Annotated in this window: 26 protein-coding genes, 1 tRNA gene and 1 pseudogene; 15 read left to right on the top strand and 13 right to left on the bottom strand. The window is 53.7% G+C overall.

What is annotated here, in order from left to right; genetic code table 11:
• Nucleotides 1-61 precede the first annotated feature (61 nt).
• From VMC84_RS10145 to infB, 8 genes are all read left to right on the top strand, one after another.
• Complete coding sequence (locus VMC84_RS10145) at nt 62-667, top strand: hypothetical protein (protein WP_325380240.1); 606 nt, start codon at nt 62-64, stop codon at nt 665-667.
• 115 nt (nt 668-782) lie between these two features.
• Nucleotides 783-1,424, top strand: a complete 642-nt coding sequence (locus VMC84_RS10150; protein WP_325380242.1) for a hypothetical protein — start codon at nt 783-785, stop codon at nt 1,422-1,424.
• 75 nt (nt 1,425-1,499) lie between these two features.
• Nucleotides 1,500-1,721 carry a hypothetical protein gene (locus tag VMC84_RS10155; protein WP_325380244.1) on the top strand — a complete coding sequence of 74 codons (222 nt, stop codon included), beginning with the start codon at nt 1,500-1,502 and terminating at the stop codon, nt 1,719-1,721.
• Nucleotides 1,722-1,887: 166 nt separating this feature from the next.
• Entirely contained in the window at nt 1,888-2,259 is a 372-nt protein-coding gene (gene rpl7ae, locus VMC84_RS10160) for a 50S ribosomal protein L7Ae (RefSeq protein ID WP_325380246.1), read from the top strand.
• A gap of 22 nt (nt 2,260-2,281) precedes the next feature.
• Nucleotides 2,282-2,494 (top strand): 30S ribosomal protein S28e, encoded by a 213-nt coding sequence (locus tag VMC84_RS10165; protein ID WP_325380248.1) that lies wholly within the window; start codon nt 2,282-2,284, stop codon nt 2,492-2,494.
• Between the two features lie 5 nt (nt 2,495-2,499).
• Nucleotides 2,500-2,706, top strand: a complete 207-nt coding sequence (locus VMC84_RS10170; RefSeq protein ID WP_325380250.1) for a 50S ribosomal protein L24e — start codon at nt 2,500-2,502, stop codon at nt 2,704-2,706.
• A 7-nt stretch (nt 2,707-2,713) separates the two neighbouring features.
• Nucleotides 2,714-3,172 carry a nucleoside-diphosphate kinase gene (gene ndk / locus VMC84_RS10175; RefSeq protein WP_325380252.1) on the top strand — a complete coding sequence of 153 codons (459 nt, stop codon included), beginning with the start codon at nt 2,714-2,716 and terminating at the stop codon, nt 3,170-3,172.
• 18 nt (nt 3,173-3,190) lie between these two features.
• On the top strand, nt 3,191-4,972 hold the full coding sequence (gene infB, locus VMC84_RS10180) for a translation initiation factor IF-2 (protein WP_325380254.1): 1,782 nt from the start codon (nt 3,191-3,193) through the stop codon (nt 4,970-4,972).
• A gap of 410 nt (nt 4,973-5,382) precedes the next feature.
• Here the strand turns inward: infB and VMC84_RS10185 are convergent, their stop codons facing one another.
• Both VMC84_RS10185 and VMC84_RS10190 read right to left on the bottom strand, forming a co-directional pair.
• On the bottom strand, nt 5,383-6,105 hold the full coding sequence (locus VMC84_RS10185; protein ID WP_325380256.1) for a class I SAM-dependent methyltransferase: 723 nt from the start codon (nt 6,103-6,105) through the stop codon (nt 5,383-5,385).
• Nucleotides 6,102-6,932, bottom strand: a complete 831-nt coding sequence (locus tag VMC84_RS10190; protein WP_325380258.1) for a methanogenesis marker 8 protein — start codon at nt 6,930-6,932, stop codon at nt 6,102-6,104. Before VMC84_RS10190 ends, VMC84_RS10185 begins: the two co-directional genes overlap by 4 nt.
• A gap of 117 nt (nt 6,933-7,049) precedes the next feature.
• Here VMC84_RS10190 and VMC84_RS10195 point away from each other — a divergent pair, with 117 nt between their 5' ends.
• Together VMC84_RS10195 and VMC84_RS10200 are read left to right on the top strand one after the other, a co-directional pair.
• The gene (locus tag VMC84_RS10195; RefSeq protein WP_325380260.1) at nt 7,050-7,247 is read left to right on the top strand and encodes a ferredoxin; all 198 of its coding nucleotides are present in this window, start codon (nt 7,050-7,052) and stop codon (nt 7,245-7,247) included.
• A 317-nt stretch (nt 7,248-7,564) separates the two neighbouring features.
• Entirely contained in the window at nt 7,565-10,159 is a 2,595-nt protein-coding gene (locus VMC84_RS10200; RefSeq protein WP_325380262.1) for a PAS domain S-box protein, read from the top strand.
• A gap of 109 nt (nt 10,160-10,268) precedes the next feature.
• On the opposite strand, the gene fhcD is transcribed toward VMC84_RS10200, so the two are convergent.
• From fhcD to VMC84_RS10220, 4 genes are all read right to left on the bottom strand, one after another.
• Nucleotides 10,269-11,174: a formylmethanofuran--tetrahydromethanopterin N-formyltransferase gene (fhcD, locus tag VMC84_RS10205; protein WP_325380264.1), complete on the bottom strand. Its 906-nt coding sequence runs from the start codon at nt 11,172-11,174 to the stop codon at nt 10,269-10,271.
• Between the two features lie 537 nt (nt 11,175-11,711).
• Nucleotides 11,712-12,953 carry a heme ABC transporter ATP-binding protein gene (locus VMC84_RS10210; RefSeq protein ID WP_325380266.1) on the bottom strand — a complete coding sequence of 414 codons (1,242 nt, stop codon included), beginning with the start codon at nt 12,951-12,953 and terminating at the stop codon, nt 11,712-11,714.
• A gap of 1 nt (nt 12,954) precedes the next feature.
• Nucleotides 12,955-14,043, bottom strand: coding sequence for a FecCD family ABC transporter permease (locus tag VMC84_RS10215; RefSeq protein WP_325380268.1), 1,089 nt, complete (start codon nt 14,041-14,043; stop codon nt 12,955-12,957).
• 112 nt (nt 14,044-14,155) lie between these two features.
• Complete coding sequence (locus VMC84_RS10220) at nt 14,156-14,635, bottom strand: hypothetical protein (RefSeq protein ID WP_325380270.1); 480 nt, start codon at nt 14,633-14,635, stop codon at nt 14,156-14,158.
• Between the two features lie 147 nt (nt 14,636-14,782).
• Between VMC84_RS10220 and VMC84_RS10225 the strand changes: the two genes are divergently transcribed.
• Together VMC84_RS10225 and VMC84_RS10230 are read left to right on the top strand one after the other, a co-directional pair.
• On the top strand, nt 14,783-15,394 hold the full coding sequence (locus tag VMC84_RS10225; protein ID WP_325380272.1) for a winged helix-turn-helix domain-containing protein: 612 nt from the start codon (nt 14,783-14,785) through the stop codon (nt 15,392-15,394).
• Between the two features lie 125 nt (nt 15,395-15,519).
• Nucleotides 15,520-15,990 (top strand): hypothetical protein, encoded by a 471-nt coding sequence (locus VMC84_RS10230; protein WP_325380274.1) that lies wholly within the window; start codon nt 15,520-15,522, stop codon nt 15,988-15,990.
• A 767-nt stretch (nt 15,991-16,757) separates the two neighbouring features.
• Here the strand turns inward: VMC84_RS10230 and VMC84_RS10235 are convergent.
• From VMC84_RS10235 to VMC84_RS10245, 3 genes are all read right to left on the bottom strand, one after another.
• Nucleotides 16,758-17,114 (bottom strand): hypothetical protein, encoded by a 357-nt coding sequence (locus VMC84_RS10235; RefSeq protein WP_325380276.1) that lies wholly within the window; start codon nt 17,112-17,114, stop codon nt 16,758-16,760.
• Between the two features lie 232 nt (nt 17,115-17,346).
• Nucleotides 17,347-17,793, bottom strand: coding sequence for a hypothetical protein (locus VMC84_RS10240; RefSeq protein ID WP_414676438.1), 447 nt, complete (start codon nt 17,791-17,793; stop codon nt 17,347-17,349).
• Between the two features lie 142 nt (nt 17,794-17,935).
• Complete coding sequence (locus tag VMC84_RS10245; RefSeq protein WP_325380278.1) at nt 17,936-18,130, bottom strand: hypothetical protein; 195 nt, start codon at nt 18,128-18,130, stop codon at nt 17,936-17,938.
• Between the two features lie 161 nt (nt 18,131-18,291).
• Between VMC84_RS10245 and VMC84_RS10250 the strand changes: the two genes are divergently transcribed.
• Nucleotides 18,292-18,376 (top strand) — tRNA-Leu (locus tag VMC84_RS10250).
• A 239-nt stretch (nt 18,377-18,615) separates the two neighbouring features.
• Here VMC84_RS10250 and VMC84_RS10255 read toward each other — a convergent pair.
• A pseudogene (locus VMC84_RS10255) lies at nt 18,616-19,838 on the bottom strand (MFS transporter).
• Nucleotides 19,839-19,972: 134 nt separating this feature from the next.
• Here VMC84_RS10255 and VMC84_RS10265 point away from each other — a divergent pair.
• Nucleotides 19,973-20,320, top strand: coding sequence for a helix-turn-helix domain-containing protein (locus VMC84_RS10265; RefSeq protein ID WP_325380284.1), 348 nt, complete (start codon nt 19,973-19,975; stop codon nt 20,318-20,320).
• A 53-nt stretch (nt 20,321-20,373) separates the two neighbouring features.
• Nucleotides 20,374-21,009, top strand: coding sequence for a flavodoxin family protein (locus tag VMC84_RS10270; protein WP_325380286.1), 636 nt, complete (start codon nt 20,374-20,376; stop codon nt 21,007-21,009).
• A 159-nt stretch (nt 21,010-21,168) separates the two neighbouring features.
• On the opposite strand, the gene VMC84_RS10275 is transcribed toward VMC84_RS10270, so the two are convergent.
• From VMC84_RS10275 to VMC84_RS10285, 3 genes are all read right to left on the bottom strand, one after another.
• On the bottom strand, nt 21,169-21,576 hold the full coding sequence (locus tag VMC84_RS10275) for a ferritin-like domain-containing protein (protein WP_325380288.1): 408 nt from the start codon (nt 21,574-21,576) through the stop codon (nt 21,169-21,171).
• Nucleotides 21,577-21,777: 201 nt separating this feature from the next.
• Nucleotides 21,778-23,973 carry a catalase/peroxidase HPI gene (gene katG, locus VMC84_RS10280; RefSeq protein ID WP_325380290.1) on the bottom strand — a complete coding sequence of 732 codons (2,196 nt, stop codon included), beginning with the start codon at nt 23,971-23,973 and terminating at the stop codon, nt 21,778-21,780.
• Between the two features lie 248 nt (nt 23,974-24,221).
• A complete protein-coding gene (locus tag VMC84_RS10285) occupies nt 24,222-24,929 on the bottom strand; it encodes a PIG-L deacetylase family protein (RefSeq protein ID WP_325380291.1) in 708 nt (235 codons plus the stop codon).
• Nucleotides 24,930-25,099: the final 170 nt, after the last annotated feature.

Genomic DNA, 25,099 nt, shown 5'->3' on the forward strand with positions numbered 1-25,099 from the left:
TAAGGCTTGAGATATATAACATACCTTTGAAGGCCTAGTGTTAGGCATAAGGTGGGGGCACATGAAAAACAACCTTATTATTGGAACAGCTATTGCCAGCTTAATAACCGTCGCCATGCTCGGATGCATGGCCATGTACGTCAGCGCGGACGGGTTCCCCGAGCCAACGGCCGTGCCATCGATCCCTGCGATTCCGCATATTCCCGGGCAGGTACCGCATATCCCCGAATTCCCGACCATTTTCCCGGAGCCGACACCGGAGCCGACAGCATCACCCTCAGTAACCCCGGAGCCGACGCTTACTCCGACGCCGGAGCCTTCGATAGCTCCTACGACGACGCCAACGGCATTACCGTCTGTCACGCCGGCTCCGACGGCCGGCCCCGGCGATACTTCGACGCCATCGGCAACGCCTAAGCCGGGCGCATCCTCAAAGATACAGCCGCCGGCCCCGACGGCGATACCGGATAGCACTGCACCGTCCCAGTCGGGAGGAAGCCCGAGCACGGCCACGCCGACGCCCATGCCGTCGGTGAACACGACGCTCATACCGGTCATCGGCATCAACGGAGAACTAAAGACAGAGAACCACTGGATGCTCCTGGCGCTGCTCATCGGCGTCTCGGCAATCGTCATAGGCGTATATACGACGCATAAAAAGAAATGACCAATATCCCTTAATATGTTTTTTTACATTAAAATCACAAGATAGTGCCTCTTTATAGCCGGCACGGAGAACAATGTATTTAACCTTAAAGGGTCAATAAGCTGGAAGGTCCTCCATGCGAGGTGAGACCTTGAAAAAGATGATCATCCTGACGATCATCCTGCTGGCGTCTTCGACCGCCATGGGATGCGTCGTATGCAATAATATTATCCCGCCTCTGATCGGGCCGACGTACAGCCCGACGGTCGCGCCGGCCACGCCAACGCCGCAGGCAACGATCACGCCGTCGGTTTCGCCCCGGTTCATTACGGTCGAGGCGGACAACACAGGGTACCAGTACATGCCCAACCCGGGCGGCCCCGGGGACTCGGCGCTCGTCGCTCACCCACGCTATTATCGGACGGAAGACTGGGAAATGCCAGTGCCGTATAAGGGCGGGCTCTCCCCGATGAGCCACGGCGTCATTCACGAGCTGGAATTCTGGAACCCGACAGGTACTAACAAGACCATCTCAGTCTATAATATCAAGAGCGCCTTCTACGAGAGCAAGGACACCCCGCACAAGTTCGTGCCATCGGCCGAAGTATTCTATGATGCCGGCAAGGGCTTCTTTACCGAGTTCACGCTGCCGCCCCACGAGCACAGGACGGTGCTCATGTACGCGTACATTAACGACGACTCTGTCTACGAGAAGTATCGCGGATACTTTATCGAGCCCGTAAGCCTGAGCCTGATTCCCAACGTGCCCTATATCTGACCTTTTTCTCCAGCTATTACCAATAATTATATAAATAGAGCAAACAAAAGTAGAATTTAATTCTCAGGGGATTGGATGTTAAAGGAAGCATTGATCAAGCTGGGCGGGGCGACACTGCTGCTCCTCGGAATCGGATTATTTACGGTAGGCTTTCTGTTAGGGAGCAAGTCCATGCAGGCGACGGGCTTTATGGCGAGCATCATGTCGATAGTGCTGCTGTATTACGCGTGGGCTACGGAAAACAGCCAGCCAGTCGAGTCAGAGACCGATGAAATGATGCCGGCGGCAAAGCAATAGCATTGTCCGAAGCAAAAACTTTAAAAACTATACGGCTATTATACAGACACGCTTGCATGCATTATTTAGCCTGTATGACAGGCAAAATACGGCCTGCATTTTGAATTATTAGGTTACGATACCTGATGATTGATGAAGGGCGAAAGCCCTGAAGGAGGAACTCATAATGGCAAAACCGACCTATATTAAGTTTGAAGTACCGCAGGAAATACAGGACAAAGCCCTCGAGGCCGTCGAGCTCGCGAGGGACACCGGCAAGATCCGCAAGGGCACCAATGAAGTCACCAAGGCCGTCGAAAGGGGAGTAGCCCAGCTCGTGATCATCGGCGAGGACGTGCAGCCCGAGGAGATCGTCGCCCACATTCCCGCGCTATCCGACGAAAAGAAGATCCCGTACATTTTCATCAAGAAGCAGGAAGACATCGGCGCTGCATCCGGTCTCGAAGTGGGCTGCGCCGCATCCGCCATCGTGGACGCCGGCAAGGCAAAAGCTTTAGTTGACGACATCGCCCAGAAGTTCGCGGCCCTGAAGAAATAAAAAACAATAGGATGGATCTAATATGGTTGAAGAGACAGGCGTTCCGGCTGAGGTCATCGAGATCATCGGCGTCACCGGGATGCACGGCGAGGCAGTGCAGATCAAGTGCAAGATCCTGGAAGGCATCAACAAGGGCAGGATTATCACCAGAAACTCCATCGGCCCGGTCAGGCTCGGCGATATCCTCATTTTGATGGAAACGGCGAGAGAGGCCAAGAAACTTTCAGGCAGGTAAAGAACATGGTCGACACGAAAAAGTGCACGTTCTGCGGCACCCAGATAGAGCCGGGCACGGGCAAGATGCTCGTCAAGAAGGATGGCACGATCCAGTACTTCTGCTCTACCAAGTGCCAGAACAACAGCAAGCTCGGCCGCATCCCGCGTCTGACACAGTGGACGGCCGCGGGCATCGCGCAGAAGAAACTGGAAAAAGAGCACAAGAAATAATCCCCGGGTGGTCTTTACGGACAGGACTTTTGTCATGATAAAGCCTGACGGGGTACAGCGCGGCCTTGTGGGCGACATCGTCGCCCGCTTCGAGCGCCGCGGCCTGAAGATCGCTGGAATGAAGATGCTCCTGGTCAGCGAGGACCTCGCTAAGAAGCACTATGAGGAGCACGCGGCCAAGCCGTTCTTCCCGAACCTGGTGAGCTTCATACGGTCGGGCCCGGCCGTGGCCATGGTCGTCGAGGGCAAGGATGTCGTGCCCATCGTGAGGAGCATGGTCGGGGCGACGAACCCTAAGAATTCCAGCCCTGGAACTATCCGCGGCGACTTAGCAGTTGACATGGGCAGGAATGTAATCCACGCTTCCGATTCGCCGGAATCGGCGAAAAGGGAAATATCCTTGTACTTCAATACTTCTGAGATAGCTACGTACAAGAGAATCGATGAGCAGTGGCTTTACGAGTAAGCCGCTGCGGGAGCCTTTATGGCGACGGCCACCGAAACAAAGAACCTCAGGACGCCTATCGTGTGCGTCATGGGCCATGTAGACCACGGCAAGACGTCACTTCTCGATAAAATACGGGGAACAGCCGTTGTAAACAAGGAGGCCGGCGCGATCACCCAGCACATCGGGGCCACCGAGGTGCCGCTCAGCACCATCAGGGCCCTGTGCGGGAATTTAATGTCGGGGAACGTCATCATCCCCGGACTTCTTTTTATCGATACGCCCGGACACCACGCTTTTACTACCCTGCGGAGCCGCGGGGGCGCGCTGGCGGACCTGGCGGTGCTCGTGGTCGATATCACCGAGGGGTTTCAGCCCCAGACCATCGAGGCAATAAAAATATTAAAGCAGTTTAAGACGCCCTTCGTCGTGGCCGCCAATAAGATCGACCGCGTGCAGGGATGGACGCCGACGAAGAACGCGCCCTTCATTCTCAGCTATGACAAACAGCCGGACTACGTGAAGACGGCCATCGAGACCAGGACATATGAGCTGGTCGGTAATTTATCCGACCTGGGCTTCAGCTCCGACCGCTATGACCGGGTGCGGGACTTTACCCGGAACGTCGGCATCGTGCCCATCAGCGCGAAGACCGGCGAGGGCATACCCGACCTGCTTATGGTCCTGATCGGGCTCGCCCAGCGCTTCCTTGAGGAGAACCTGCGCTTGACCGTGACGGGGCCGGGCGTGGGCACAGTGCTCGAGGTCAAGGAGGAGCGCGGGCTCGGGTTCACCATCGATATGATCCTCTACGACGGCGTCATCAAGGTCGGCGATACCGTGGTCATCGGCGGCAAGGATAAGCCTGTCGTCACCAGGGTCCGGGCTCTTCTGAAGCCGGCGCCGAACCGGGAGATCAGGGTCGAGGAGCGCTTCGATCGGGTGCCGAAGCTTACGGCGGCCGCCGGCGTAAAGATCCTGGCGCCTGGCCTGGAAAACGCCATGGCCGGCTCGCCCCTGCGCGTGACGAAGGAAGACAACGTCGAGGCTATCATCGAGGAAGTCGAAGGCGAGCTGGAAAAAGCCCGCATCGTGACGGACGAGACGGGCATCATGGTCAAGGCCGACACTCTGGGCAGCCTCGAGGCCATCATCAACGAGCTTCGGGAGGCCGGTATCAAGGTGGCCATGGCCGAAGTGGGCGATATCGCCCGCAAGGACGTGGTGAACGCCGAGACGCTGCCTGGCACCCTCAACCGGGTCATTTTAGGCTTTAACGTCCAGACGCTCGCGGACGCTAAGGATTACCTGCAGACGTCGGACATCAAGACCTTCAACAATAACATCATCTACAAGCTCATCGAGGATTACGATAAGTGGCAAAAAGAGCAAAAGGACCTGGCCGAGAAGAAGCGGTTCGAGGAGATAGTCCGCCCGGGCAAGGTCCGCTATCTTCCTAATTGCACGTTCCGGCAGAGCAAGCCCGCCGTCATCGGCGTGCATGTCCTGGGTGGCTGCATCAAGCCCGGCGTGACGCTTATAAAGCCTGATGGCTCAAAGGTGGGCGAGATCAAGCAGATCCAGGAAAGGAACGAGAACATCGCCCTCGCCACACAGGGTAAAGAGGTCGCCATATCGATCGAAGGGCCTACCGCCGGGCGACAGATCAACGAGGGCGACATTTACTATGTCGACGTGCCTGAGTCTCACAGTAAGGTCCTGGAGTTCGAGCTGAAGAATACTATTCGCCAGGACGAGCTCGAGACGCTCATGGAGTTCGTGGCGATTAAGCGTAAGGGTAACCCGTTTTGGGGTCGATAAACGCTTTATAAACATTTTATCGTACTCGTTTTGCCGTCGTGGAGTGTCGTAGCACACAGGGGCACAATGACACAGGGTTTCACGGGGTTTTTATTTAATAATTTGAGGCACGGGGTACACGGGACCCGGTTTATTGACTTACCTGGGAACACAGGGAAGACAGGGGCATGCTGACTAATAAACAACGATAATGGTTTATCGTCGACTATGCCTCCACCAACCCCGTGCCCCAGGAGAGTATAAACCCGTTAGCCGTGCCCCCAGTGTCTACATCTTTAATAAAAACACTGTGAAACCCTGTGTCATTGTGCCCCTGTGTGCTACGACACTCCAATAATGCATAGGATAAAGCAAGAATTTACATCAGCGAAACGACGCTCCCTGACAGCACAACGAATTTTTAGACCAGGTTACTTTTTTCCTATGGCCGCGTAGTTCTCGGGGCCGAATACGACTTCATTGAGCATGTCGACGTTATGGTTAAACGCCTCGGCTATCCGTCTCGCATCGGCATCCATGTCCGGCCGTACCTCTACCTTCTTCAGCCTGCTGTGGTTGTCTCGAAAGGTGATGAGCTCGACATCCACGTCCCCGAAGCCGGCGGAGAGCATGTAGAAGCGCATGCTCTCGGGGTGTATCGGGCGCTTATGCGTGGGGTCGAGCAGGTAGATGCCCGAATAGGCGGCCCAGGAGCAGGGATTCACGGTGACGTTAACCATATATCGCCCTTTCTCCAGCTTACGGGCGCAAAGCCTCAGCAATTTTATGAGATACGACGTGTCCAGGTGCTCGGCGAAATCGTCGGTAAATATGCCGTCGATGCTGCCATCATCCATCTGCCGTAAATATTCCGCCGCATCGGCCTTATATACCTCCAGCCCTCGCTTCTTACAGTAGTCCACCATCTCTTCATCGACGTCGATGCCAAAGGCGCCGATGTTCCGCTCGCCCAGCGCCTCGATGAACTCGCCGCGGCCGCAGCCAAGGCTGACCACCCTCCTGCAGCCTTCGAAATATTTCAGGAACGGGGACTGGTGCTGCTTTACGATGTCTGAGGCGTTCCGGAAGCGGTTAAAAAAATCGAAGTACTTGAGGCTTTCATAATAGTCGCCTTCGTCTTTATCGCGGCTCATATGAGGCGGTCGGGCTGTTTAGCGCCGGGCTTGTGCTCGATCTTCTTACCGGTATATTTAATGTGCTCCTCGATGAGGCGCTGCCCGCGATCCGTCACGCCGAACACGGGCACCGAGTCCCCTACTTTGAAGGCGCCGCTCTCCATTCCCTGCTGCCGGACATACTTAGAGGCGCAGCCGGTGACGACATCGGCATACTTGAACACCTCCCGGGCTTCTTCCTCCGACATGCCGGTCGTGTGGACAACGAACACGTAGACGTTCACGCCATGCTCCTTCTCGAGCATTTTCAGCTCTTTGGCCGCTTTTGCCGAGACCACCGATACCCCGATGTTCTTGAACCCCATGGCTATGGCTTTTTTTACCCCGGCTACGACGTCCATCCTGGCCGTTTTCGGGTCGAGGACGTATTCCGGGCCGATCTTCGCGATCAATTCAGGTATAGGGGTCGTGCTGACCAGGCCGGATACGCGCCCGCCGATGCCCTGGGCCATTTCAGGGTCGGTGATGACGAGCGTGCCGCAGCCCTCGCAGACCATGACCGTCGCGTCCATTATGCCCAGCTCCATGGCAGTGCTGATGATCTCGGAGACGCCGAAGGACAGGTAGTCGCGCATCCGCAATTTTCTATTGGGCGTGCACATGCCGAAGTCGTCGATGCGGAACTGGATGTTCTCCTGGATCGACTTCTTATCCAGGTGCTTGATGCCCCGGAACTTATCGAAAATGGGGCAATAGCTCAACATAGGCTCTCCGACCTCTACGACCTTGCCGTTCTTTATTTTAATGCGCGTTTTTCCCAGCGCCTCAATGATATGCTCGTCCATGGATTAGCACCCTAAAAGGATATTATTATAATATTATCTTTATCTATGTACGATGGCCGGACTTTTAATTGTATCGGCGAACAGGTTTTAAATACACGCGAAAAACAAAGTCATTCGGTGAGTCATTTGGTCCCGAAAGTGGATAAGGAGCTATGTATATCGTGCGGTAACTGTGTGGATCTCTGCCCTGACGTTTTCGTCTGGGACGATGAGGGGAAGGCTGAAGTATCCAATCCCGGCGGATGCAGCACCCAGTGTAACTGCCAGGAAGCTGCAGAGTCGTGCCCCACTGACGCCATATCCCTGGAAGAATGAAACGAGACCGACCGGCGTTTACCGGCCGGATCATTTATTATTTAGGCTCTTCCCGATTTTTGGATATCTGAGTATTTGTCCACAATCAAGATATGAAGGAAGATATGAAGGCTTGTTTTTAAAATAGATATTAAAACGAGAGGGACCATGTTAGTACACGGCCCTTCTCATTTTAGGGGGGCATAACAAGAAGTACATGGGCTTGCTGCATATTTATAACTTTCGCTTAGTGTTAGCCAATGTATGCTAGCATAAATGATAATTAATGATGGTTAGCAAAGCTTATATGGCCCCTGATGCTCTATTAATCGGTTAATATGGAGATGGACAGGAACATCCTCTCGCGCATTAAAGAGATCCTTAAGAGTAATCCGAGGGGCATGAATGTCACGGATATCGTCCGTGAGGTCAACATGAACCGGCAGTCAGTGTCGAAGTACCTGGAAATGCTGGTCATGTCCGGCCATGTTGACGTACGAAGTTTCGGCCCCTCCAAGGTCTATTATCTCTCCCAGCGCCTGCCCTTATCAGCAATGCTGAGCCTTTCCTACGGGTTCATCATCGTCCTGGACAAAATGCTCAACGTCATCAACGTCAACGACCATTTCCTCGAGTTCACGGGAATCGAGCGGGGCGACATGATGTATAAGAACTTTGAAAAGTTCGCCTTCACCATCGAGTTCGATCCGTCCATCATGCCAAAAGTGAAGGAAGCGCTGGAAGGCACGGAGTCATCCAGCGAGGCGCTCTACAAGAAAAAAGGAGTGGAATCATACTTTAACGTCCGTTTCATACCAATGGTCATGGACGACGGCGAGAAGGGCGTCGCCATCTTTTTCGAGGACATCACGGAAAAGAAGAAGATCGAGAACGCCGTCCGGGACAGCGAGTTCAAGCTCCGGAGCATCATCGAGCAGATGCTCGACGGCGTCGTGCTCATGGACGAGCAGGGCAGTGTCATAGAGTGCAACCAGTCGCTTGAGAATATCATCGGCATCCCGCGCGAAGAGGTCATTGGAAGGCCCGTCTGGGATACGGATATCATCTACTCCGGCGGGAATGAAAAACTCAAGGCGAAGCAAAAGGCCGGCATCCTCGACTACCTGAGGACCGGGACCTCTGCCCTGGACCGAAAGGTCGTTGAGCGAGAGATCCTGCGGCCAGACGGGTCGGTCTGTATCGTCCAGCTCGCCCTCTTCTCGATAAAGTCAGACAAGGGCTACATGCTCAGCGGTATCTACAAGGATATTACGGAAGGAAAGCTCGCCGAGCGGGAACTGCGACAAAGCGAGGAGAACTTCCATACGCTCGTCGAGTCGACGAACGCAGGTATCGTGATCTACCAGGGCGGGAAGATCGTGAGCGCCAACCGGGCGGCCGAGCGCATCCTGAGCTATTCGATAGAGGAACTTTATAGCTTGAATTCGAAAGATATCTTTTCCGCCGATGACCTGAAAAAAGGCCTGCCGGCTAGTCTGATGAATATTATGGACAAAATGATGACGGCCGGGTCCCGGCAGAAGGTCAACCAGGAAGTCACCATCATTTCGAAAAGTGGAGAGTCCCGGCAGCTGGGCGTGGACTTCGGGACGATCGTCTACAAGGACAAGCCTGCCATTATCGTGACTTTCTACGACATCACACCATTTAAAGAGCTAGAGAGTAAGCTTAAGAGGAGCGAGGAGCGCTACCGTATACTCGCGGAGGCTGCCGAAGACGTCATATTCATCGTGGGCAGCGATCTGAAGGTAAAATATGTCAATTCCCTCGGGGCACGACTCGTAGGCCAGACGCAGGACGTGCTCGTCGGCAGGGGGCTCGATGAGGTGTATCCCCCGGAGATCAGCGCTAATATTAAAACGGCGCTCCACCAGGTCATTGAAACAAAAAAGTCCGTGGTCACGGAGACCGGGGTCACGCTCCTCGATAAGAAGTCCTGGTGGAACGTGAAGCTGATACCGATCATCGAGAACGGGGCTGTCGCCTCCATCCTGGGCTATTCCCACGACATCACCGAGCGGAAGAGGTGGGAAGAGGAATTGCGGAAGACTCGGGACGAGCTCGATGTCCGCGTCAAAGACCGGACGATGGAGCTGGAGGTCGCCAATATGGCCTTAATCGGGGAGATCGACCGGCGTATCCGATTGAACCAGGAGCTTGAGGAGAGCCAGCGTACCCTGTCAACGCTCATCGACAACCTGCCCGGCGTCGTCTACCGGTGCAAGAACGACAAGTTCTGGACCATGGATTTCATCAGCGATGGCTGCCGCGACATCATGGGATACGAGCCTGCAGATATCACGGACAATAAAAAGATATCCTACGAGGACATCGTACATCCTGAGGACCGAAAAAAGATCCGGGACCAGATCGAGCGGGCTATCGAGCATAATGCGCAATTTAATATTACTTACCGCATCGTGACCGCCTCCGGCAGTATCCGCCTGGTGAACGAGCAGGGCAGGGGCATCTTCCTGCCCGATGGAGAACTGGTCGACATAGAGGGCTATATCAGCGATATATCGAACATGGTCGACCTGAGGACCTCCTGGGACCGGGGCGAAGAAAAATATATGGAACTCGTGGAAAATGTTTCGGATATTATCTGGGAGACAGATAAGGACCTCCGGTTTGTTTACGTTAGCCCGCAGATCGTAGATATCCTGGGCTTGAATCCGGAGGAGACGATTGGCAGGACACCATATGACCTGATGCCGCCTGAAGATGCCGGGCGCATCAGGAAAGCGATGACGGCGATACGAGAAAAACCAGATTCATTCTCATCGGTGATCGGCTTCCTGCGGCATAAAAACGGTGAAAATATTAAAGTTGACATCAGTGCCAGGCCTTTTTTTAACGATGAAAATTTATTACAGGGCTACCGTGGCATAACTCGAAAATTAAACATATAGGGCGCCCTGGGCGAGTCTTATCGTTGAACATGGCGACAATGGCCATTAAAATATTTCCAGAAGCCGCCCTATAAAAAGAGAATGCGGGCGTGATTTGCCCGCCTTATGCTTACTGTAGCAGCTTGACGAGCTCGAACTTGAAGGGGCCTAGCTTGCCGCCGTAGTTGCCCGCGGATATCTTGACAACGCCGGGGACGTGGCAGGCGGCCTTGATGCCTGCGGTCATGGCCTTCGCGACAGCGGCCTCGTCGACGCCGTCGATGACGACCTCGTACGCGGCCTTTGCCTCGGGCGGAAGCTGGGTCTCGACCTTGCCCTTCAGGCTGGGAGCCATCTTTTCGTTCGTCGAAGCCTTCATGAACTTGTACTTTGAGCCGACCTTCGAGCCGGATGCGACGATGCCGCCCGGGAACGGGGTGATGCAGCCCTCTACATGCGCTATTGCGTCGACAGCGGCCTGTGCAGCCATTAGCGCGGAGCCCTGGGTCTCGCCCATGATAAAGAAGTTGCCGCCGCCAACGCCCTTCTTATAGCCGTATTCCTCTTCGCAGATGAAGTCGCCGTTCATGATGGGTATGGCCCAGACGTTCCTGTCGCCGACCTTCGTCTGGTACTCGAACTTGTCGCCGAAGAAGTGGAGCTTGACGTCGAGCTTCTTTTCCTGGGTCTTGTCCTCCATGCGCTCGAAGGGGAGCCAGTTGAACGCCGCTGCGGTCGGGGCGGTCAACACGCACTCGCCGATGCGCTCGATGAGCTGCTCCTTGAGCTTATCCTTGCCCATCTGGACGATCATGATCGCGTATCCTGGCCTGCCGTCCGGGGTCTTATCCGCCGGCACGAAGCAGTCTATCCCAGCTTCCGCCGGGCACCCGATGACGGAGGTACCGAACCCGGTAGCCTCGGTCGCCGCGACTTTCGCATAGTACTCGGTCGCCGCCGTGATCAACACCCTGGACACGGTGACCGGGAACGCCTCTGCATAAGTATCATCGATCTCTACGTTGTTGTACTTCATTATACTCCTCCCTTAGTGAAAAGTTAAAGACTATTGGATTTGAGATTATATTAGGATATCGGTTTCAGGGCGGCGCTTTTTGATGCTTACGCCAGTCATCTTATGGTAAATGATGGTTTTATATCTTTTAGATTATAATGCCATTCGAATAGTACAATATGTGAAAAGTTATGATAATTTTGTTGTGTTGAATTACTCCCGTATTTTAAGCTTTTTAAGGGCACGGAGGGCACTATTTTCACCACAAAGGCACGATGGCACGGAGACTCACAAAGTTTTCCTTTTAAATTAAGTTACAAAGTACACAAAGCCGGTTCATTGGCTGTCAGGGTACGAAGGATACAAGGGCATCGTGGAATGAACAAGAGCACTTTTTGCCCCTGTGCCTTCATATCCTTTGTATCTTATAAGTTCAAAAAGCGGCTCTGTGTCCTTTGTCTCTTAATTATAAAAAAGACTTTGTGAGCCTCCGTGCTCTTCGTGCCTTTGTGGTGAAAAATAGTGCCTCCGTACACTCCGAGACTTAAAAGGGCATATTCAACACAGCAATTTTTTCTCAAGATTTTCGATTAATTCTTCTCCATTTTTCACAGTCAGTCCCCCGTTATCCCTGATCTTTTGGACCATAGCGGTCGCGCTTCCGTTCGTAAAGTCATTAATATCGTTCTTCTCGACCATGATCACAGGCCTGCCGGAAGCGAGGGCGGCTTCGAGGTTCTTCAGGTTGCCCCAGCCGAACGGCACATCCGAGATCACGATAACGTCAGCTTTTTTCATCAGGCCGACGACCTGCGCATATGCCTCGGGCGTTATGGGCGAGAACGGCGCCTCGCTCACGGCGGGGATGCCGAGCTGCAGGGCGGTATCGTAGTCGGAATCGAGCACGTTCAGGGCGCCCGTGGTCACGTTATATCCATGCGACCGGAGCAGGTACATGAGCTGAGTCCCCGTGCCTGCGCCGCAGACGAGGTGCACGGTGCGGCCGTTGGAGGGGCCGGCGGCTCCCGGCACGTCCAGCAATGTCACGTACAGGTAGCCGGTTACAGGGTGCTTTTTTACCATGACGTTCGCGCCGAACGCCCTGCGGATATTCTCCTGTATCAGCACATCTTCCGGGCTGCCCGTCGCCAGTATCCGGTTTTCCGACAGCAGAATGAGGCGGTCGCAGTAGCGGGCCGCCAGGTTGAGGTCGTGCAGGATGACGATGACGACGAGGCCGCGCTCGTCCTTCAGGCGCTTTACCAGGTCCAGGATCTCTATCTGGTGGTTGATGTCCAGGTGCGAGACGGGCTCGTCCAGAAGCAATATAGACGGCTCCTGGGCCAGCGCCCTGGCGATAATGACGCGCTGCCGTTCGCCTCCGCTTAATTCGGAGAAAGGCCTTTCCCGGAGGTGCCAGGTGTTGGTGAGCATCATGGACTCCAGGGCGATATCCATGTCTTTCCTGCCCTCGAGCTCGAACCGACCCATGTGCGGGTTCCGGCCCATGAGGACCACCTCCAGGCAGGTAAAGTCGAAGTCCATGTTCGTGTCCTGGGGCACGACGGCCATGTGCCTGGCCAGCTCTTTCGGCGTATAGCGCTCCAGCTCCTTCCCGCAGATGACGACCCTGCCGGAGGTCGGCTTTAGGATCTTACTGAGCGTCTTAAGCAGCGTGGACTTGCCCGAGCCGTTGGGGCCGATGATGCCTATACATTCGCCCTTATCGGCGCTAAACGTGATATCGTCGAGCACTTTTACGGTGCCATAGTTGAAAGAGAGGCTTGTGATATCCAGCATGCTATGCCACGCTCTTTTTCTTTCTCGATAGGAGGTATATGAAGAATGGCGCCCCGATGAGGGCGGTGATAATGCCGACCGGCACTTCGGTCGGCTGGATGATGATCCGCGAGAACGTGTCCGCAAGGGTGAGGAACATCGCCCCGGCCAGGACGGAGGACGGTATCAGTATACGGTGGTCCGGGCCGACGATGAGGCGCATGATATGCGGCGTGACCAGCCCGACAAAGCCTATGATGCCGCTCACCGAGACGGCGGCCGCCGTGATCAGCGACATGAGGGCCATCATGCCCGCCTTGAGCAAATGCACGTTCGTCCCCAGGTGCGAGGCCGCCTCATCGCCTAATAGCAAGGTGTTCAGGTCGCGGGAGAACGCGAATATGATAATGCTGCCGATGAGCGCCATGGGCAGCATGAGCCAGATGTCGTTCCAGCTACTATTCCACAGAGCGCCCATCACCCAGTAAACGACCTGGCTGAGCGTGTGGCCGCCAATATACATTAAGAACGAGGTCATAGCGGAGAAGAATGCCGATATGGCGATGCCCGCCAGGAGCAGCGTCTCGATGGGGAACTTATCGCCCGTCCTCCCGATGTTTAAGACGAGGAAAGCGGCGGCGAGGCCCCCTATGAAGGCGCCAAGCTGTAATGCGCCAAAATTTAGCGTTATGACGAGCATCGGTATGGCCACGGACACCGCGGACAGCCCAAAGTCGATGACGACCGCGGCGCCAAATGCCGCACCCGAGGAGACGCCGAGGATATATGGGTCGGCCATCGGATTCTTGAAGGTGGCCTGCGCCGCGACGCCGGCGACGGAGAGCGTCGCCCCGACGAGCAGGCCCAGGATGACCCGGGGCAGCCTGACGAGCATGATGATGCCGGCTTCGCCGTCCGTCCAGGTCTTTGTAATATGCATATGATCGGAGAGATACGGTATCTTCGAGACTGTGTCCGAAATAATGATCATGGCGACCTTATCGATGCTGATGTTGGCTGGGCCGACCGCCGTCGCTACCACGACGACGCATAATAGCAGCACGAATAAAACGGCGAGGGTGATCGCCCACCTGTAGAGCTTTTTATCCATTGGCCCACCGTTACTTAAATAAACTTTAGTATTATCAACTTTACTTTATAATGTGAGCGCCCGGATAAATAGATATTGGCGGCCAAACCTTTCCTGGGGCATGCTCCGCCTTCTAAGTAATATATTTAAAGTCTAAAAGATTGACGTCCGGCACGTCGGATATCTTATGCGTCGCGCTGCTGGACATATTCAGGACGGTCATATTATTTCCGCTTATCACGGTCTCGTATGTCGTGGCATTTTGACCGCTGTCCGGGATGACCGAATAGTGGCCGTTACCAAGCGCGGTCCATGTTCCATTTATGAATACGGGCACATACGAAACACTATCTCCCGTCTTATGCATATACCAGCCCATCTCCAGTATCGAGCCGTTGCTGTAATAGGCATAAGCCCAGTAATTATTATTGTCCGTCCAGGTGCCTACTATCGGGTCGTTGACCGTCCTGTTCATGAATAACCAGATACCAGCTATGAAAATACAAACGACCACGACTCCGACGATGATCCAGGTTATCCTATTACTGTCGTCCTTAGCGAGGCCGTGATGTTGCTCCGCCGATGCCTGTCGCCGCTTACTGGATTTGCTCAACGCGAACACCTGCCTTAAACCATTGCATCTGGTGCACACCATACTACCTTAATGGGTAGATACTTTTTGCTCTTATACGCTTACGATGGCCGACAGTTGGACGGTCTGGCGAGAAATGATTTATATGCTCGTATCCAACATCTGCTCATGCCAGTTAAAGCGAGGCCGGCCGACGGGATGCCTGACGTACTTATTGTTGATAAGCCGCAGGACATACGGCTGATATTTAGCGAAAAGCATAACATGGTCCTGAAGCTCGTAATGGAGAAAGAGCTTTCCATTTCCGATATTGCCCGGGCGCTGAACATGAATCCCGGGTCGGCATATTATTACCTGAAGGAGCTGGAAAAGCATGGTCTGGTCAGGCTCGTGCGCGAGGAGGTCAAGGGCGGTATCGTTAAAAAGTACTACCGGGCGGCCGCCCGGCGTATCCTCATGGATACGCCCGACTTTAACCGCCGGCAACTGTCGATGCCGGCCGCGGACCTGGCAGGGCACCTTCTCAGGTCGGTCGAATTCCTGGGATATCACGTGTTACCCGATAACGTCGAGGATGCAAAGGACCTGCTGTTACGCTACGACCGGCGTGTTCGGGAGCTCATCTTCGACCTGGAAAACCGGGGCCTCGGGAACGTAGAAAATAATGCCATCACGCTCCAAAACTCGTACTACCTGATCTTGAGTATCCAGTCTAAGAGCGACCCGGAAATGGGCAGGATATTGAGCGAGTTCGATAAGCTGTTCCTGCCATACGAATGACCCGCTTTTACTTTTTTTAATGGTTTGTCCAGTAATAAAAAGCGCATAATAAGGCGAAATAACTGCTTATTTTCTGCCCAATGTTTTAGTAAGGGCCGGGAGTACCTTATTTCTGGAGGGGAAATATGGAGAGGATACGAGCGCTGCTCATCGCAGCCAGCCTTATTATATGCCTGTCTTTAGCATCCGTCCCTTGCGGTGCACAATTCCTCGGCGCGGGCATCGCGCTCAACAAGCACCTCGGCGACACGATCAACTTCGACTTCGGGAAGAACATCGGCGTCGGCAACTCCGCCTTCGGCCTGGCGGGCCTGGACGTGTCTGTCACGTGGGGCGCGGACTATAACCTGGCGGCCATGGCCGGATACCCGTATGGCTATGGGGGCCTGGGCGCCGTGACGCAGGGCGACCTGGGCTATAATCTTGGCGTGACGGTGGATGCTGTGCAGGGAGCCGGATTTGACGGCAGCGCCTGGGGCATACCGCAGGCGGAGCAGGGCATCACGAGGACGCACTTTGAGCAGGGGATCGCCGAGAATGCGCAGATCAACGATTTAGAGGTGGCCTACCCGTTCTCGCCAATGCTTGTGGCTTAAATTTGCTTAAGGGCTATTGCCCTTTTTTCTTTTATGGTTCTTGTGCCATCCTGGAGTGTCCTTAACCACGAGTGGTTTGATTGTGTTTACAGTGTCTTACTGTTTTTGTGTTCGTAAATCTAAAAAGAGTTTAGTGTCTTCAGTAGTGCCGTGTTTGTTTAGTGGTCCTTTGCCCTATTTTCGACTTTCGTACTGCTCGTCGGTTTTTCAACACGAAAGCACGAAAATTTTTATATCCCACGTAAGGGGCACTAAAATCACTAAGGCCCATGCCTGGCGCTTAAAACACGAAACAACATCTCCAATGGCGCTAAAGCGCTAAAGGATTGAAACACGAGAACGGCATGACTTTAATAGTTATGCTTTCCCTCGTGTTTCATTCTACTAGGGATGTTCGAGCCTTAGAGAGGTTGTTTCGTGTTTTGACGCTCAAGCATACACCTTAGAGAGGTTCGTGCCCTTACGTGGGATATAAAAAAATTCGTGATTTCGTGTTGAAAAAACCGAACAAATCAGCGAACGAAAACAAACAAAGGACAAACGATTATAAAACAAACACGGAACCACTGGTCTTCGTGTTAAAAACCGAGGGCCGTACGTGAGTCGCAAAGACGAGAAACAAATCGGTGAACGACGATTATAGCATAAACAATAGAATAACAAACATCTAAATTCTTTAATAATCACGGATAAAAATAAGATTTAGCGGGGTAAGGCTCCCCGGGGAGCCTTCCCCGAATACTATTGCGAATTCAGGTGTAGCACGCCTACATGAAGCCCATCGACGGCACGGGCGAGCCGCCGATACTCAGCCACGGGTAGGCGAACTGGGCGTATTGCGTCTGCCTCTGGAACGCGATCTGGCTCAGCGTACTCTGGGTATTGCCATCCTGCAGGATCGTCGGGAACGACATCGCAGTCGTTCCACCGATGGTCGGGAACGATATGTCGGCCGCCTGGACTTCGGTAGTGTTCTGGAACGCTGCCTGGAAGCTCGTGAGCGTATTATTCTCCACCATGGTCGGGAATCCCCAGGACATGGGCACCAGGGATGCAATGCCTGGTAACACCATTAAGGCGACGACCCCTATAGTAAGTACTGTCAGTATAAGTCTTTTTACCATTATATTACCCTCCTCAGATAGAAGAGTATGAAGGGCATTTACTAATATATTAGTCATTTTATAAACATTTCTAGGGCATCTTTATTGTTTTTTCACTAACTCTTAAAGGCTTAATTTCCTTGAATTAACGATATCCATTGCTCTCCGGATAATGAGATAAAAAAAGCGTTTTTATCTATCTATTGAGCGGGTTGTGTCTAACCGGGGAGAGTATAGAGTAAGGTGCTTTTGTCTACCAGCCGAAGCCGAAGCCAGGCAGAGACACAGCGCCGACGCCGACGAACGGGTAAGCGAACTCAGCGTACTCGTTGGTCTGGGCGAAGTCGGTGTGCGTGACGTCCTGGGTCTGACAGACCGTCTGGCAGATGTCCGGGAACGCAAGGTTCACGGGGCCGAACGGCAGCACGTTCGCCGTCAGGTCCGCGTCTCCACAGGGCGTATCGACCCCGAGAGTGCTGGCGCCCAGGTGCAGGCCATCGATGCTCGCCGGGAAGTTGATGTTGATGTTCTCAAAATCGGTCGCAGCAGCGGTATCCTGGTTGAACGCGCTGGTCGAGCCGTTCTGCACTATCACCGGGAAGCCATACGTGGTCGAGACCAGGCTGGCGTACGCGATGCCGGCAAAAGCCATGAAGGTCACGACCATGCATACAGTTATTCCTAAAAGTTTTGTTCTCATTGTATTACCCTCCTCTAATCAGGGGATAATCACGATGCTATCTAATATGTTCGTGACCGTATGCACCATAAAAGCGTAAAAATTGTGGATTTGGAATACGCCTTAAAAGTTTAAAAAAATTAAAGCGCCCGCCGATAAGCCTTTAGAGGCCCCTGAATTTTTCGTCGACGCTCATATGATCGCCGCAGTCGGGACAGCGGTCGTCGTATATGACCCTGGGCAACTCGCCGTCCAGATGGCTTCGCAGGGACGAGTTCTGGCCCATGCCGATGGCGACCCGCGTGACGCCGCACTTCGGGCATTTCATGGGAACGCCGAGTAGTTTTATATATGCCATATAATAAAAATTCAACCGCTTTGATAAAAAACCTTTTTAATTAAATGAACGCCGGACCGCTTGCCTGATACATATAGCTCCAGGGCCGGAAGCGAGACCATAGATTTAAATATACGGAAACTCAAATTGGGGAACGCCTTAAGGCGAAATTATTCAGGAATGCTGGGATAGCCAAGTCAGGTCAACGGCGACAGACTCAAGATCTGTTCCTGTAGAGGTTCTCCGGTTCGAATCCGGATCCCAGCATGTTATTTTTAGTCCGAACTTTCAGACTTTTTTACTTTTACGAGAATCGCTAAATTATGGAAGGATCGATGTTAGTTTTAATAAGGCCTTTGAAATAAAAGTAAAATCTTTTTTATAAATTACCGAAAATGGTACTGTGTAGTCTGCGGTACTCACTGAAACAAAGTTGTTGACGCTTGCTTGCATGGCTCGGATATCGCAGACTTGAAACATGCTTTTATCCAACTAGAATTTTATTCTCATAGATTAATGGCTTGTTTAGGAGCGTGTCTCATCCCTTTTATGTGGGCTGCTAGCGCGATGGCTTGGGTTATGAGGCCTACGGCGCATACGCCATACCAGCCGAAGGCAGAATACCCGTAGGATGCCAGAAATGAGCCTAGCGCGCCGCCGATGAAGTAGGCGACCATATAGATGGTATTCAATCGGTTGCGGGACTCATCACCAAGAGCGTGTATCCGGGCTTGGTTCGAGATCTGGCAACTCTGGACGCCCAGGTCGAGCAGGATGACGCCGACTATTAGTCCCCATATGCTGAACCCGAAGACCAGGAAACACAAGAAGGACAAGATGACGACGGCCATGCCGATCCAAATAGTGAACCTTGGACTCCGTTGGTCTGCGATGCGGCCGGCAATTGGAGCGGCAGCAGCGCCCACGACACCTACTAGTCCGAACAGGCCGGCGACTTCCGCGCTCATTGTGCCCATGTTATAGTGTGAGCTTTCCAGTAGGAAGACTAATGTCGTCCAGAATGCGCTAAAGGCGGCGAACATCATCGCACCATTTAGGGACGCCTCCCGGACCACCGGCTTATCCTTTATCAAGGATGCCATAGACTTGAACAATCCAAGATAACTTATGTTGGAGTTTGGCGGAGAAATAGGCAGCCTCCTGCTTAACAAGAGCGCCAGGGCGACCATGAGGCCGGAGGCAATCCAGTACACGACCTGCCACCCAAAGTACCCGCCCACGAAGCCGCTAAACGTCCGCGAAAGCAGTATCCCGATAAGCAGACCGCTCATCACCGTCCCTATGATCTTCCCCCGCTCAGCGGGGTCGGCCATCTGCGCCGCCAGTGGGACAATGAGCTGGGGAACGACAGATGTAAAACCGACGGCAAAAGATGCGATCAGCAGAATTGAACTGCTCCATGAAAAGGACATAAAGAGCAGCGAACATGCCGAAAGGCACAGCATTAAGAGTACGAGCTTTTTTTTTCCCGGATATCAGCCAAAGGCAGTATAAGCAACATGCCAAGCGCATAACCCAACTGCGTTAACGTGGCGGCAAACCCCACGTCGACCTGGGTCGCATGAAGCGATAGCGCTATATCGCTGAGTAATGGCTGGATATAATAGAGATTGGCCACGGCTATTCCAGTCGTCGCTGCCATGATAAGAACAAGAGAACGGTCAAGAACAGTCTTACCAGTAGCTTTTTCTAAGGCTTGCTGAGACATGGACGCACCTTCCCTGTTCGGGCTCCGTTGAATGCGATTGCTCTCATTTGATACCTCTGCTAGCTAGAACCAGCAGCACATATTCAGTCGCAAGTAACTTATAATAACCAGTTATCAAAATGTTACCAGGTATCATGATCAATAATAGAAAAACTTGTACATACCACTGCGAGGTTGACGCCGCCTTCGCCATCATGGGCGGGAGATGGAAGGCCCAGATCATCTGGCATATATCGGACGGGAATCCCAGATTCAAAGAACTTCGAAATATGCTGAAAACAGTTAGCCAACGCATGCTCTCCAAACAACTAAAAGAACTGGAAGACGACGGCCTCGTCACCCGCACCGTATATACAGAAGTCCCCATACGTGTAGAATACCAGCTAACCGAAGCAGGTCGAGCCCTCTTACCAATCATGAAAGAACTCGGCACATGGGTCAAGGAGAAATGCCCAGAAATCGTAAAGAGAATTGAACAATAGTACAAACGGTTGAGTGAAAAAGGATTATTAATAAAATATCAGGAGATGTGAAAATGAAGGTATTGTTGGTAAATGGTAGTCCTCACAAGAATGGTAGCACTCATACTGCTCTTACTGAAGTAGCTAAAACCTTGAATGAAGAAGGTATCGACACAGAAATTTTCTGGATTGGCATAAAGCCGCTTGCCGGCTGTATCGCCTGCAAGAAATGCGCTAAAACCGGTCGCTGTGCGTTTAATGACCGGGTCAACGATTTTCTTGACATTGCCAAAGATACTGATGGCTATATTTTTGGGTCGCCCGTGCATTATGCCTCAGTAACCGGTGCGATGACATCCTTCATGGATCGCGTATTCCAGGTCAACTCGCAGTCCAGCAATCAATCTTTTTACTTAAAACCGGCGGCCGCTGTTGTTTGCGCAAGGAGAGCGGGGACGACGGCCACTTTTGACCAGCTCAATAAATATTTCACCATTTCAGAGATGCCTGTCATTTCTTCACGTTACTGGAATATGGTTCATGGAGCAAAACCGGAAGATTTAGAAAAGGACCTAGAAGGCTTACAGACCATGCGTGTTCTTGCAAGGAACATGGCGTTTTTCTTGAAGTGCAAAGATGCTGGCCTCAAAACAGGAGTACCACTCCCGGTGCGGGAAGAAAAAATATACACAAACTTTATACGCGATTGATGCTCCTTTTTTTTATTACAAAATATTGATATTAAACTGTGGAGATTTTATTTCTCTACAAAATATTATTATCATTAAACGATTGAAATTAAAAATCGAGTCGTAGAATAACCAGTTTATGGCTGAATGGAAATGCTTGAAATGAATATTAAAAAATATCTATCCATATTTCTTAAGCCGTTCCCGGAACTCCTTGCGGTGGCGCTTCTCCTCGTCCAGGATGTGCTTCAGGACGCCCACGACCTCCGGGTCGCCGATGGTCTCGATCTGGTGCTTGTACTTTTCAATGTCCGCCGTCTCCATGGCGATCTGTTTTTCCAGCATGCCCTTCAGGTCGTCGCCGCCGAACTCTAGGACCTTATGCTCCATCGTGGGCTTGCCGCCCCGCTTGGTGATGAGGTCGGCGAGCCACCACATGTGCCGCATCTCGTCTACGCCGATGGCCTCGGTGACCTGGCTTGGGTCGCACTTGTTCATCAAGAACGTGTTCCGTATGTAGACCATCGTGGCCTCCAACTCGTCCACGAAGTCCTCGTTCAAGATCCTTACAACTTCATCCTTATCCATGGTCATTCTCCTGGTTATCGTCATCTTACGATTGTACTGATAACTGTATAATTGTTCTATACTATACGAACGATAATATAGCTTGCGGTTGTTAACAGCGATGATTCGTAGAGTTGATATGAAAAAGGTAAAAGAAAGCGGGCAGCAGGAGCATTTCCTATGGCTACGCGCTTTCCAAAAATCCTTACGCTCCTTTTACGGTCATGCAAGGTCGAAGCGATCGAGGTCCATGACCTTGGCCCAGGCGACCACGAAGTCCCGGACGAACTTGTCCTCGGCGTCCGCGCTTCCGTAGACCTCGGCCAGAGCCCGGAGCTGGGAATTAGAGCCGAAGACGAGGTCGACCCGCGTGCCCGTCCACTTGACTTCGCCCGTCTTGCGATCGCGCCCTTCGAACAGGTCCGCCGCTTCCGAGACCGGCTTCCACTCCGTGCACATGTCGAGCAGGTTCACGAAGAAGTCGTTGGTGAGCGCCTCCGGGCGGCGGGTAAAGACGCCATGCCGGGTTTGTCCAAAGTTCGTATTCAGCACGCGCATGCCGCCCACGAGCACCGTCATCTCGGGCGCGGTCAGGGTCAGCAACTGCGCTCTGTCGACCAGAAGCTCTTCGGCGGACACGGCGTATTTGGTCTTCTGGTAGTTGCGGAAGCCATCCGCCTTCGGCTCGAGCACGGCAAAGGAGGCCGCATCGGTCTGTTCCTGCGAGGCATCCATGCGGCCCGGCGTGAAGGGGACCTTCACCTTGTGGCCGGCATTCTTCGCCGCCTGCTCGACGCCGGAGCAGCCGGCCAGGACGATCACGTCGGCCAGCGATACCTTCCTGCCGCCCGTCGCCGTCCGATTGAACTCGTCCTGGATGCCCTCCAGGACCTTGAGTACCTTCGCCAGCCGGACAGGCTGGTTGACTTCCCAGTCCTTCTGCGGTGCCAGGCGAATGCGGGCGCCGTTCGCTCCACCGCGCTTGTCGCCACCGCGGAATGTGGATGCCGACGCCCAGGCGGTCGAGACCAGTTCCGCCACGGACAGGCCTGAAGCCAGGATCTTGGCTTTGAGGGTATTGATGTCCTTTGCGCCGATCAGCTTATGGTTGACGGCGGGGATGGGGTCCTGCCAGATGAGCTCTTCCGCCGGAACCTCCGGGCCGAGATAGCGTGCCCGCGGGCCCATATCCCGGTGCGTCAGTTTGAACCACGCCCTTGCGAACGCCTCCGCGAGCTGCTCCGGGTGTTCCAGGAAGCGCCGCGAGATCTTTTCATAGGCAGGGTCGAACCTCAAGGCGAGGTCTGTGGTCAGCATGCCCGGCGCACGACGCTTAGACGGGTCGTGGGGGTCAGGCACGGTGCCTGCGCCCCCTTCGCCCTTGGGCTTCCACTGTTTCGCGCCGGCCGGGCTCGTGGTAAGCTCCCATTCGTAGTCGAACAGGTTATGGAAGAAGTTGTTACTCCACTGGGTGGGCGTCTGGGTCCAGATGACCTCCGGGCCGCCGGTGATCGTGTCATTGCCTTTGCCCGTGCCGAACTTGTTCTTCCAGCCCAGGCCCTGTTCCTCGAGGGGAGCGGCTTCCGGCTCGGGGCCCACGTGCGATGGATGAGCGGCGCCGTGCGTCTTACCGAAGGCGTGGCCGCCCGCGATGAGGGCCACCGTCTCTTCATCGTTCATCGCCATGCGCGCGAAGACCTCCCGGATATCCTTCGCCGCGAGAAGCGGGTCAGGGTTGCCGTTCGGGCCTTCCGGGTTCACGTAGATCAAGCCCATCTGCACGGCAGCCAGGGGATTTTCGAGTTCCCGGTCGCCGGAGTAGCGCTTGTCGCCAAGCCATTCCCCCTCGGAGCCCCAGTAGACGTCCTTATCCGGCTCCCAGACGTCCTCGCGCCCGCCGCCGAAGCCGAATGTCTTGAAGCCCATCGATTCCAGGGCGACATTGCCCGCAAGTATCATGAGGTCAGCCCACGAGATCTTCCGGCCGTACTTCTGCTTGATCGGCCAGAGCAGCCGGCGGGCCTTGTCGAGGTTCGCATTGTCGGGCCAGCTGTTGAGGGGCGCAAAGCGCTGGGTGCCATGGCCCGCGCCACCGCGGCCGTCGCCCATGCGGTAGGTGCCGGCGCTGTGCCATGCCATGCGGATAAACAAAGGCCCATAGTGGCCGAAGTCCGCCGGCCACCAGTCCTGCGACTGTGTCATCAGCTCCCGGAGGTCCTTCTTCACGGCCGCCAGATCGAGGCTTTTAAACTCTTTCGCGTAATTGAAATCCTCGCCCATCGGATTAGACATGGGGGAATGCTGGTGCAGGATATCGAGATCCAGCTGGTTCGGCCACCAGTCCCGGTTGGACCGGCCCCGGCCGATCGCTTGTTTGCTTGTCATGCCCGTTACCGGGCACCTGCTATCTTCTGACATAACATTTACTCCTATATTTTACTTGATCTTATCCACAGTGGGGAACCATAGTCGATCGGATTATCCATGAAATCTTCCGGCTCGCCAGCGAATCTTCGTTCAGTATTCGGATAACTTCATCCACATCCGTGACTACCCTCCGATCACTAATCGCTTCCAGTAAAACCTATAATTGAATAATTATTCTATATGATACGAACAATCATATAACTTACGGTTTTAACGATGAAAAAAATGGAAAAGTGGATCTATTCGTTGTGCACTGGTACGTCGGGGAACGGCAGCGCGCTGAACGCCCGCATGACCCGGTAGTTGACGGCCCGCTCGAAGACCTCGGCGGCCTCGATCTCCACCTGCATGCCCCGGAATTTCGCCGTCGCCTCCTCGCGCTCGGCCAGGTGTTCCATGCTGCCCAGGTGTTCCACGCCCTGCTTCATGGACAGGCTCTTATGCTCCCGGATGGCTTTTAGCTTCATGGCCAGCGTGTCCTCGATGTCGACGTAGACATCGCCGTGCGAGTTGACGCCGCTCGACGTCTCGGAATAGTACAGGCAGGGCACCATGTAGGGCTTGTGCTTGGTCTTCACCTCGCCCACCCTCGACAATAGACAGGCGCCGAGCACGGCCTGGGAGAGCTTCCGGTGGTCCGGGTTATAGTCCGTCGGCTGGTGCGTAATGACAATGTCCGGCTTCACGTCACGAATTAATTCCACGATCTTGTGGACCGTGGGCATATCGTTCTCGATGTTACCCTCTTTTAGGTCCAGGAACCTCGTCTCGCAGCCGAGCACTTTGGCGACCTTCGTCGCTTCCTCCCGGTTCTCGTCGCACGAGGATACGCAGATTACCTTGTTCCCCGTCTTCGCGAGCTTTGCCAGCGTGCCGCCGCATTGGTAAGGCATGTCGAACGGGTCCGCGTGGGCCCCGATCGCTAATACTGTCAACTTTTTCGCCATGAAAATCGCCTTTAATATTCATTCATCATTATATGCGGCCCGATATAACTTAAATAATATGGACTACATCAGCCCTTCATGGCATACACTTACCTGGTCCGTGTCCTGCTGGAATCCGTAAACGGCATGAAGCACTCGATTATGGGCTGTTCCCAGGGGATAAGCCATGA

The organism is Methanocella sp. (assembly GCF_035506375.1).
GTDB lineage: Archaea > Halobacteriota > Methanocellia > Methanocellales > Methanocellaceae > Methanocella.

Bases quoted from the DNA above. Each gene is read 5' to 3' on its own strand.
- fhcD (WP_325380264.1), bottom strand. From the start codon at position 11,174: ATGAAGTACAACAACGTAGAGATCGATGATACTTATGCAGAGGCGTTC.
- VMC84_RS10185 (WP_325380256.1), bottom strand. From the start codon at position 6,105: ATGAGCCGCGATAAAGACGAAGGCGACTATTATGAAAGCCTCAAGTAC.
- VMC84_RS10150 (WP_325380242.1), top strand. From the start codon at position 783: ATGCGAGGTGAGACCTTGAAAAAGATGATCATCCTGACGATCATCCTG.
- VMC84_RS10265 (WP_325380284.1), top strand. From the start codon at position 19,973: ATGATCAATAATAGAAAAACTTGTACATACCACTGCGAGGTTGACGCC.
- VMC84_RS10230 (WP_325380274.1), top strand. From the start codon at position 15,520: ATGGAGAGGATACGAGCGCTGCTCATCGCAGCCAGCCTTATTATATGC.
- VMC84_RS10215 (WP_325380268.1), bottom strand. From the start codon at position 14,043: ATGGATAAAAAGCTCTACAGGTGGGCGATCACCCTCGCCGTTTTATTC.
- VMC84_RS10200 (WP_325380262.1), top strand. From the start codon at position 7,565: ATGGAGATGGACAGGAACATCCTCTCGCGCATTAAAGAGATCCTTAAG.
- infB (WP_325380254.1), top strand. From the start codon at position 3,191: ATGGCGACGGCCACCGAAACAAAGAACCTCAGGACGCCTATCGTGTGC.
- VMC84_RS10210 (WP_325380266.1), bottom strand. From the start codon at position 12,953: ATGCTGGATATCACAAGCCTCTCTTTCAACTATGGCACCGTAAAAGTG.
- VMC84_RS10270 (WP_325380286.1), top strand. From the start codon at position 20,374: ATGAAGGTATTGTTGGTAAATGGTAGTCCTCACAAGAATGGTAGCACT.
- VMC84_RS10235 (WP_325380276.1), bottom strand. From the start codon at position 17,114: ATGGTAAAAAGACTTATACTGACAGTACTTACTATAGGGGTCGTCGCC.
- VMC84_RS10170 (WP_325380250.1), top strand. From the start codon at position 2,500: ATGGTCGACACGAAAAAGTGCACGTTCTGCGGCACCCAGATAGAGCCG.
- katG (WP_325380290.1), bottom strand. From the start codon at position 23,973: ATGTCAGAAGATAGCAGGTGCCCGGTAACGGGCATGACAAGCAAACAA.
- VMC84_RS10285 (WP_325380291.1), bottom strand. From the start codon at position 24,929: ATGGCGAAAAAGTTGACAGTATTAGCGATCGGGGCCCACGCGGACCCG.
- VMC84_RS10165 (WP_325380248.1), top strand. From the start codon at position 2,282: ATGGTTGAAGAGACAGGCGTTCCGGCTGAGGTCATCGAGATCATCGGC.
- VMC84_RS10240 (WP_414676438.1), bottom strand. From the start codon at position 17,793: ATGAGAACAAAACTTTTAGGAATAACTGTATGCATGGTCGTGACCTTC.
- VMC84_RS10155 (WP_325380244.1), top strand. From the start codon at position 1,500: ATGTTAAAGGAAGCATTGATCAAGCTGGGCGGGGCGACACTGCTGCTC.
- rpl7ae (WP_325380246.1), top strand. From the start codon at position 1,888: ATGGCAAAACCGACCTATATTAAGTTTGAAGTACCGCAGGAAATACAG.
- VMC84_RS10225 (WP_325380272.1), top strand. From the start codon at position 14,783: ATGCCAGTTAAAGCGAGGCCGGCCGACGGGATGCCTGACGTACTTATT.
- VMC84_RS10190 (WP_325380258.1), bottom strand. From the start codon at position 6,932: ATGGACGAGCATATCATTGAGGCGCTGGGAAAAACGCGCATTAAAATA.
- VMC84_RS10275 (WP_325380288.1), bottom strand. From the start codon at position 21,576: ATGGATAAGGATGAAGTTGTAAGGATCTTGAACGAGGACTTCGTGGAC.
- VMC84_RS10245 (WP_325380278.1), bottom strand. From the start codon at position 18,130: ATGGCATATATAAAACTACTCGGCGTTCCCATGAAATGCCCGAAGTGC.
- VMC84_RS10145 (WP_325380240.1), top strand. From the start codon at position 62: ATGAAAAACAACCTTATTATTGGAACAGCTATTGCCAGCTTAATAACC.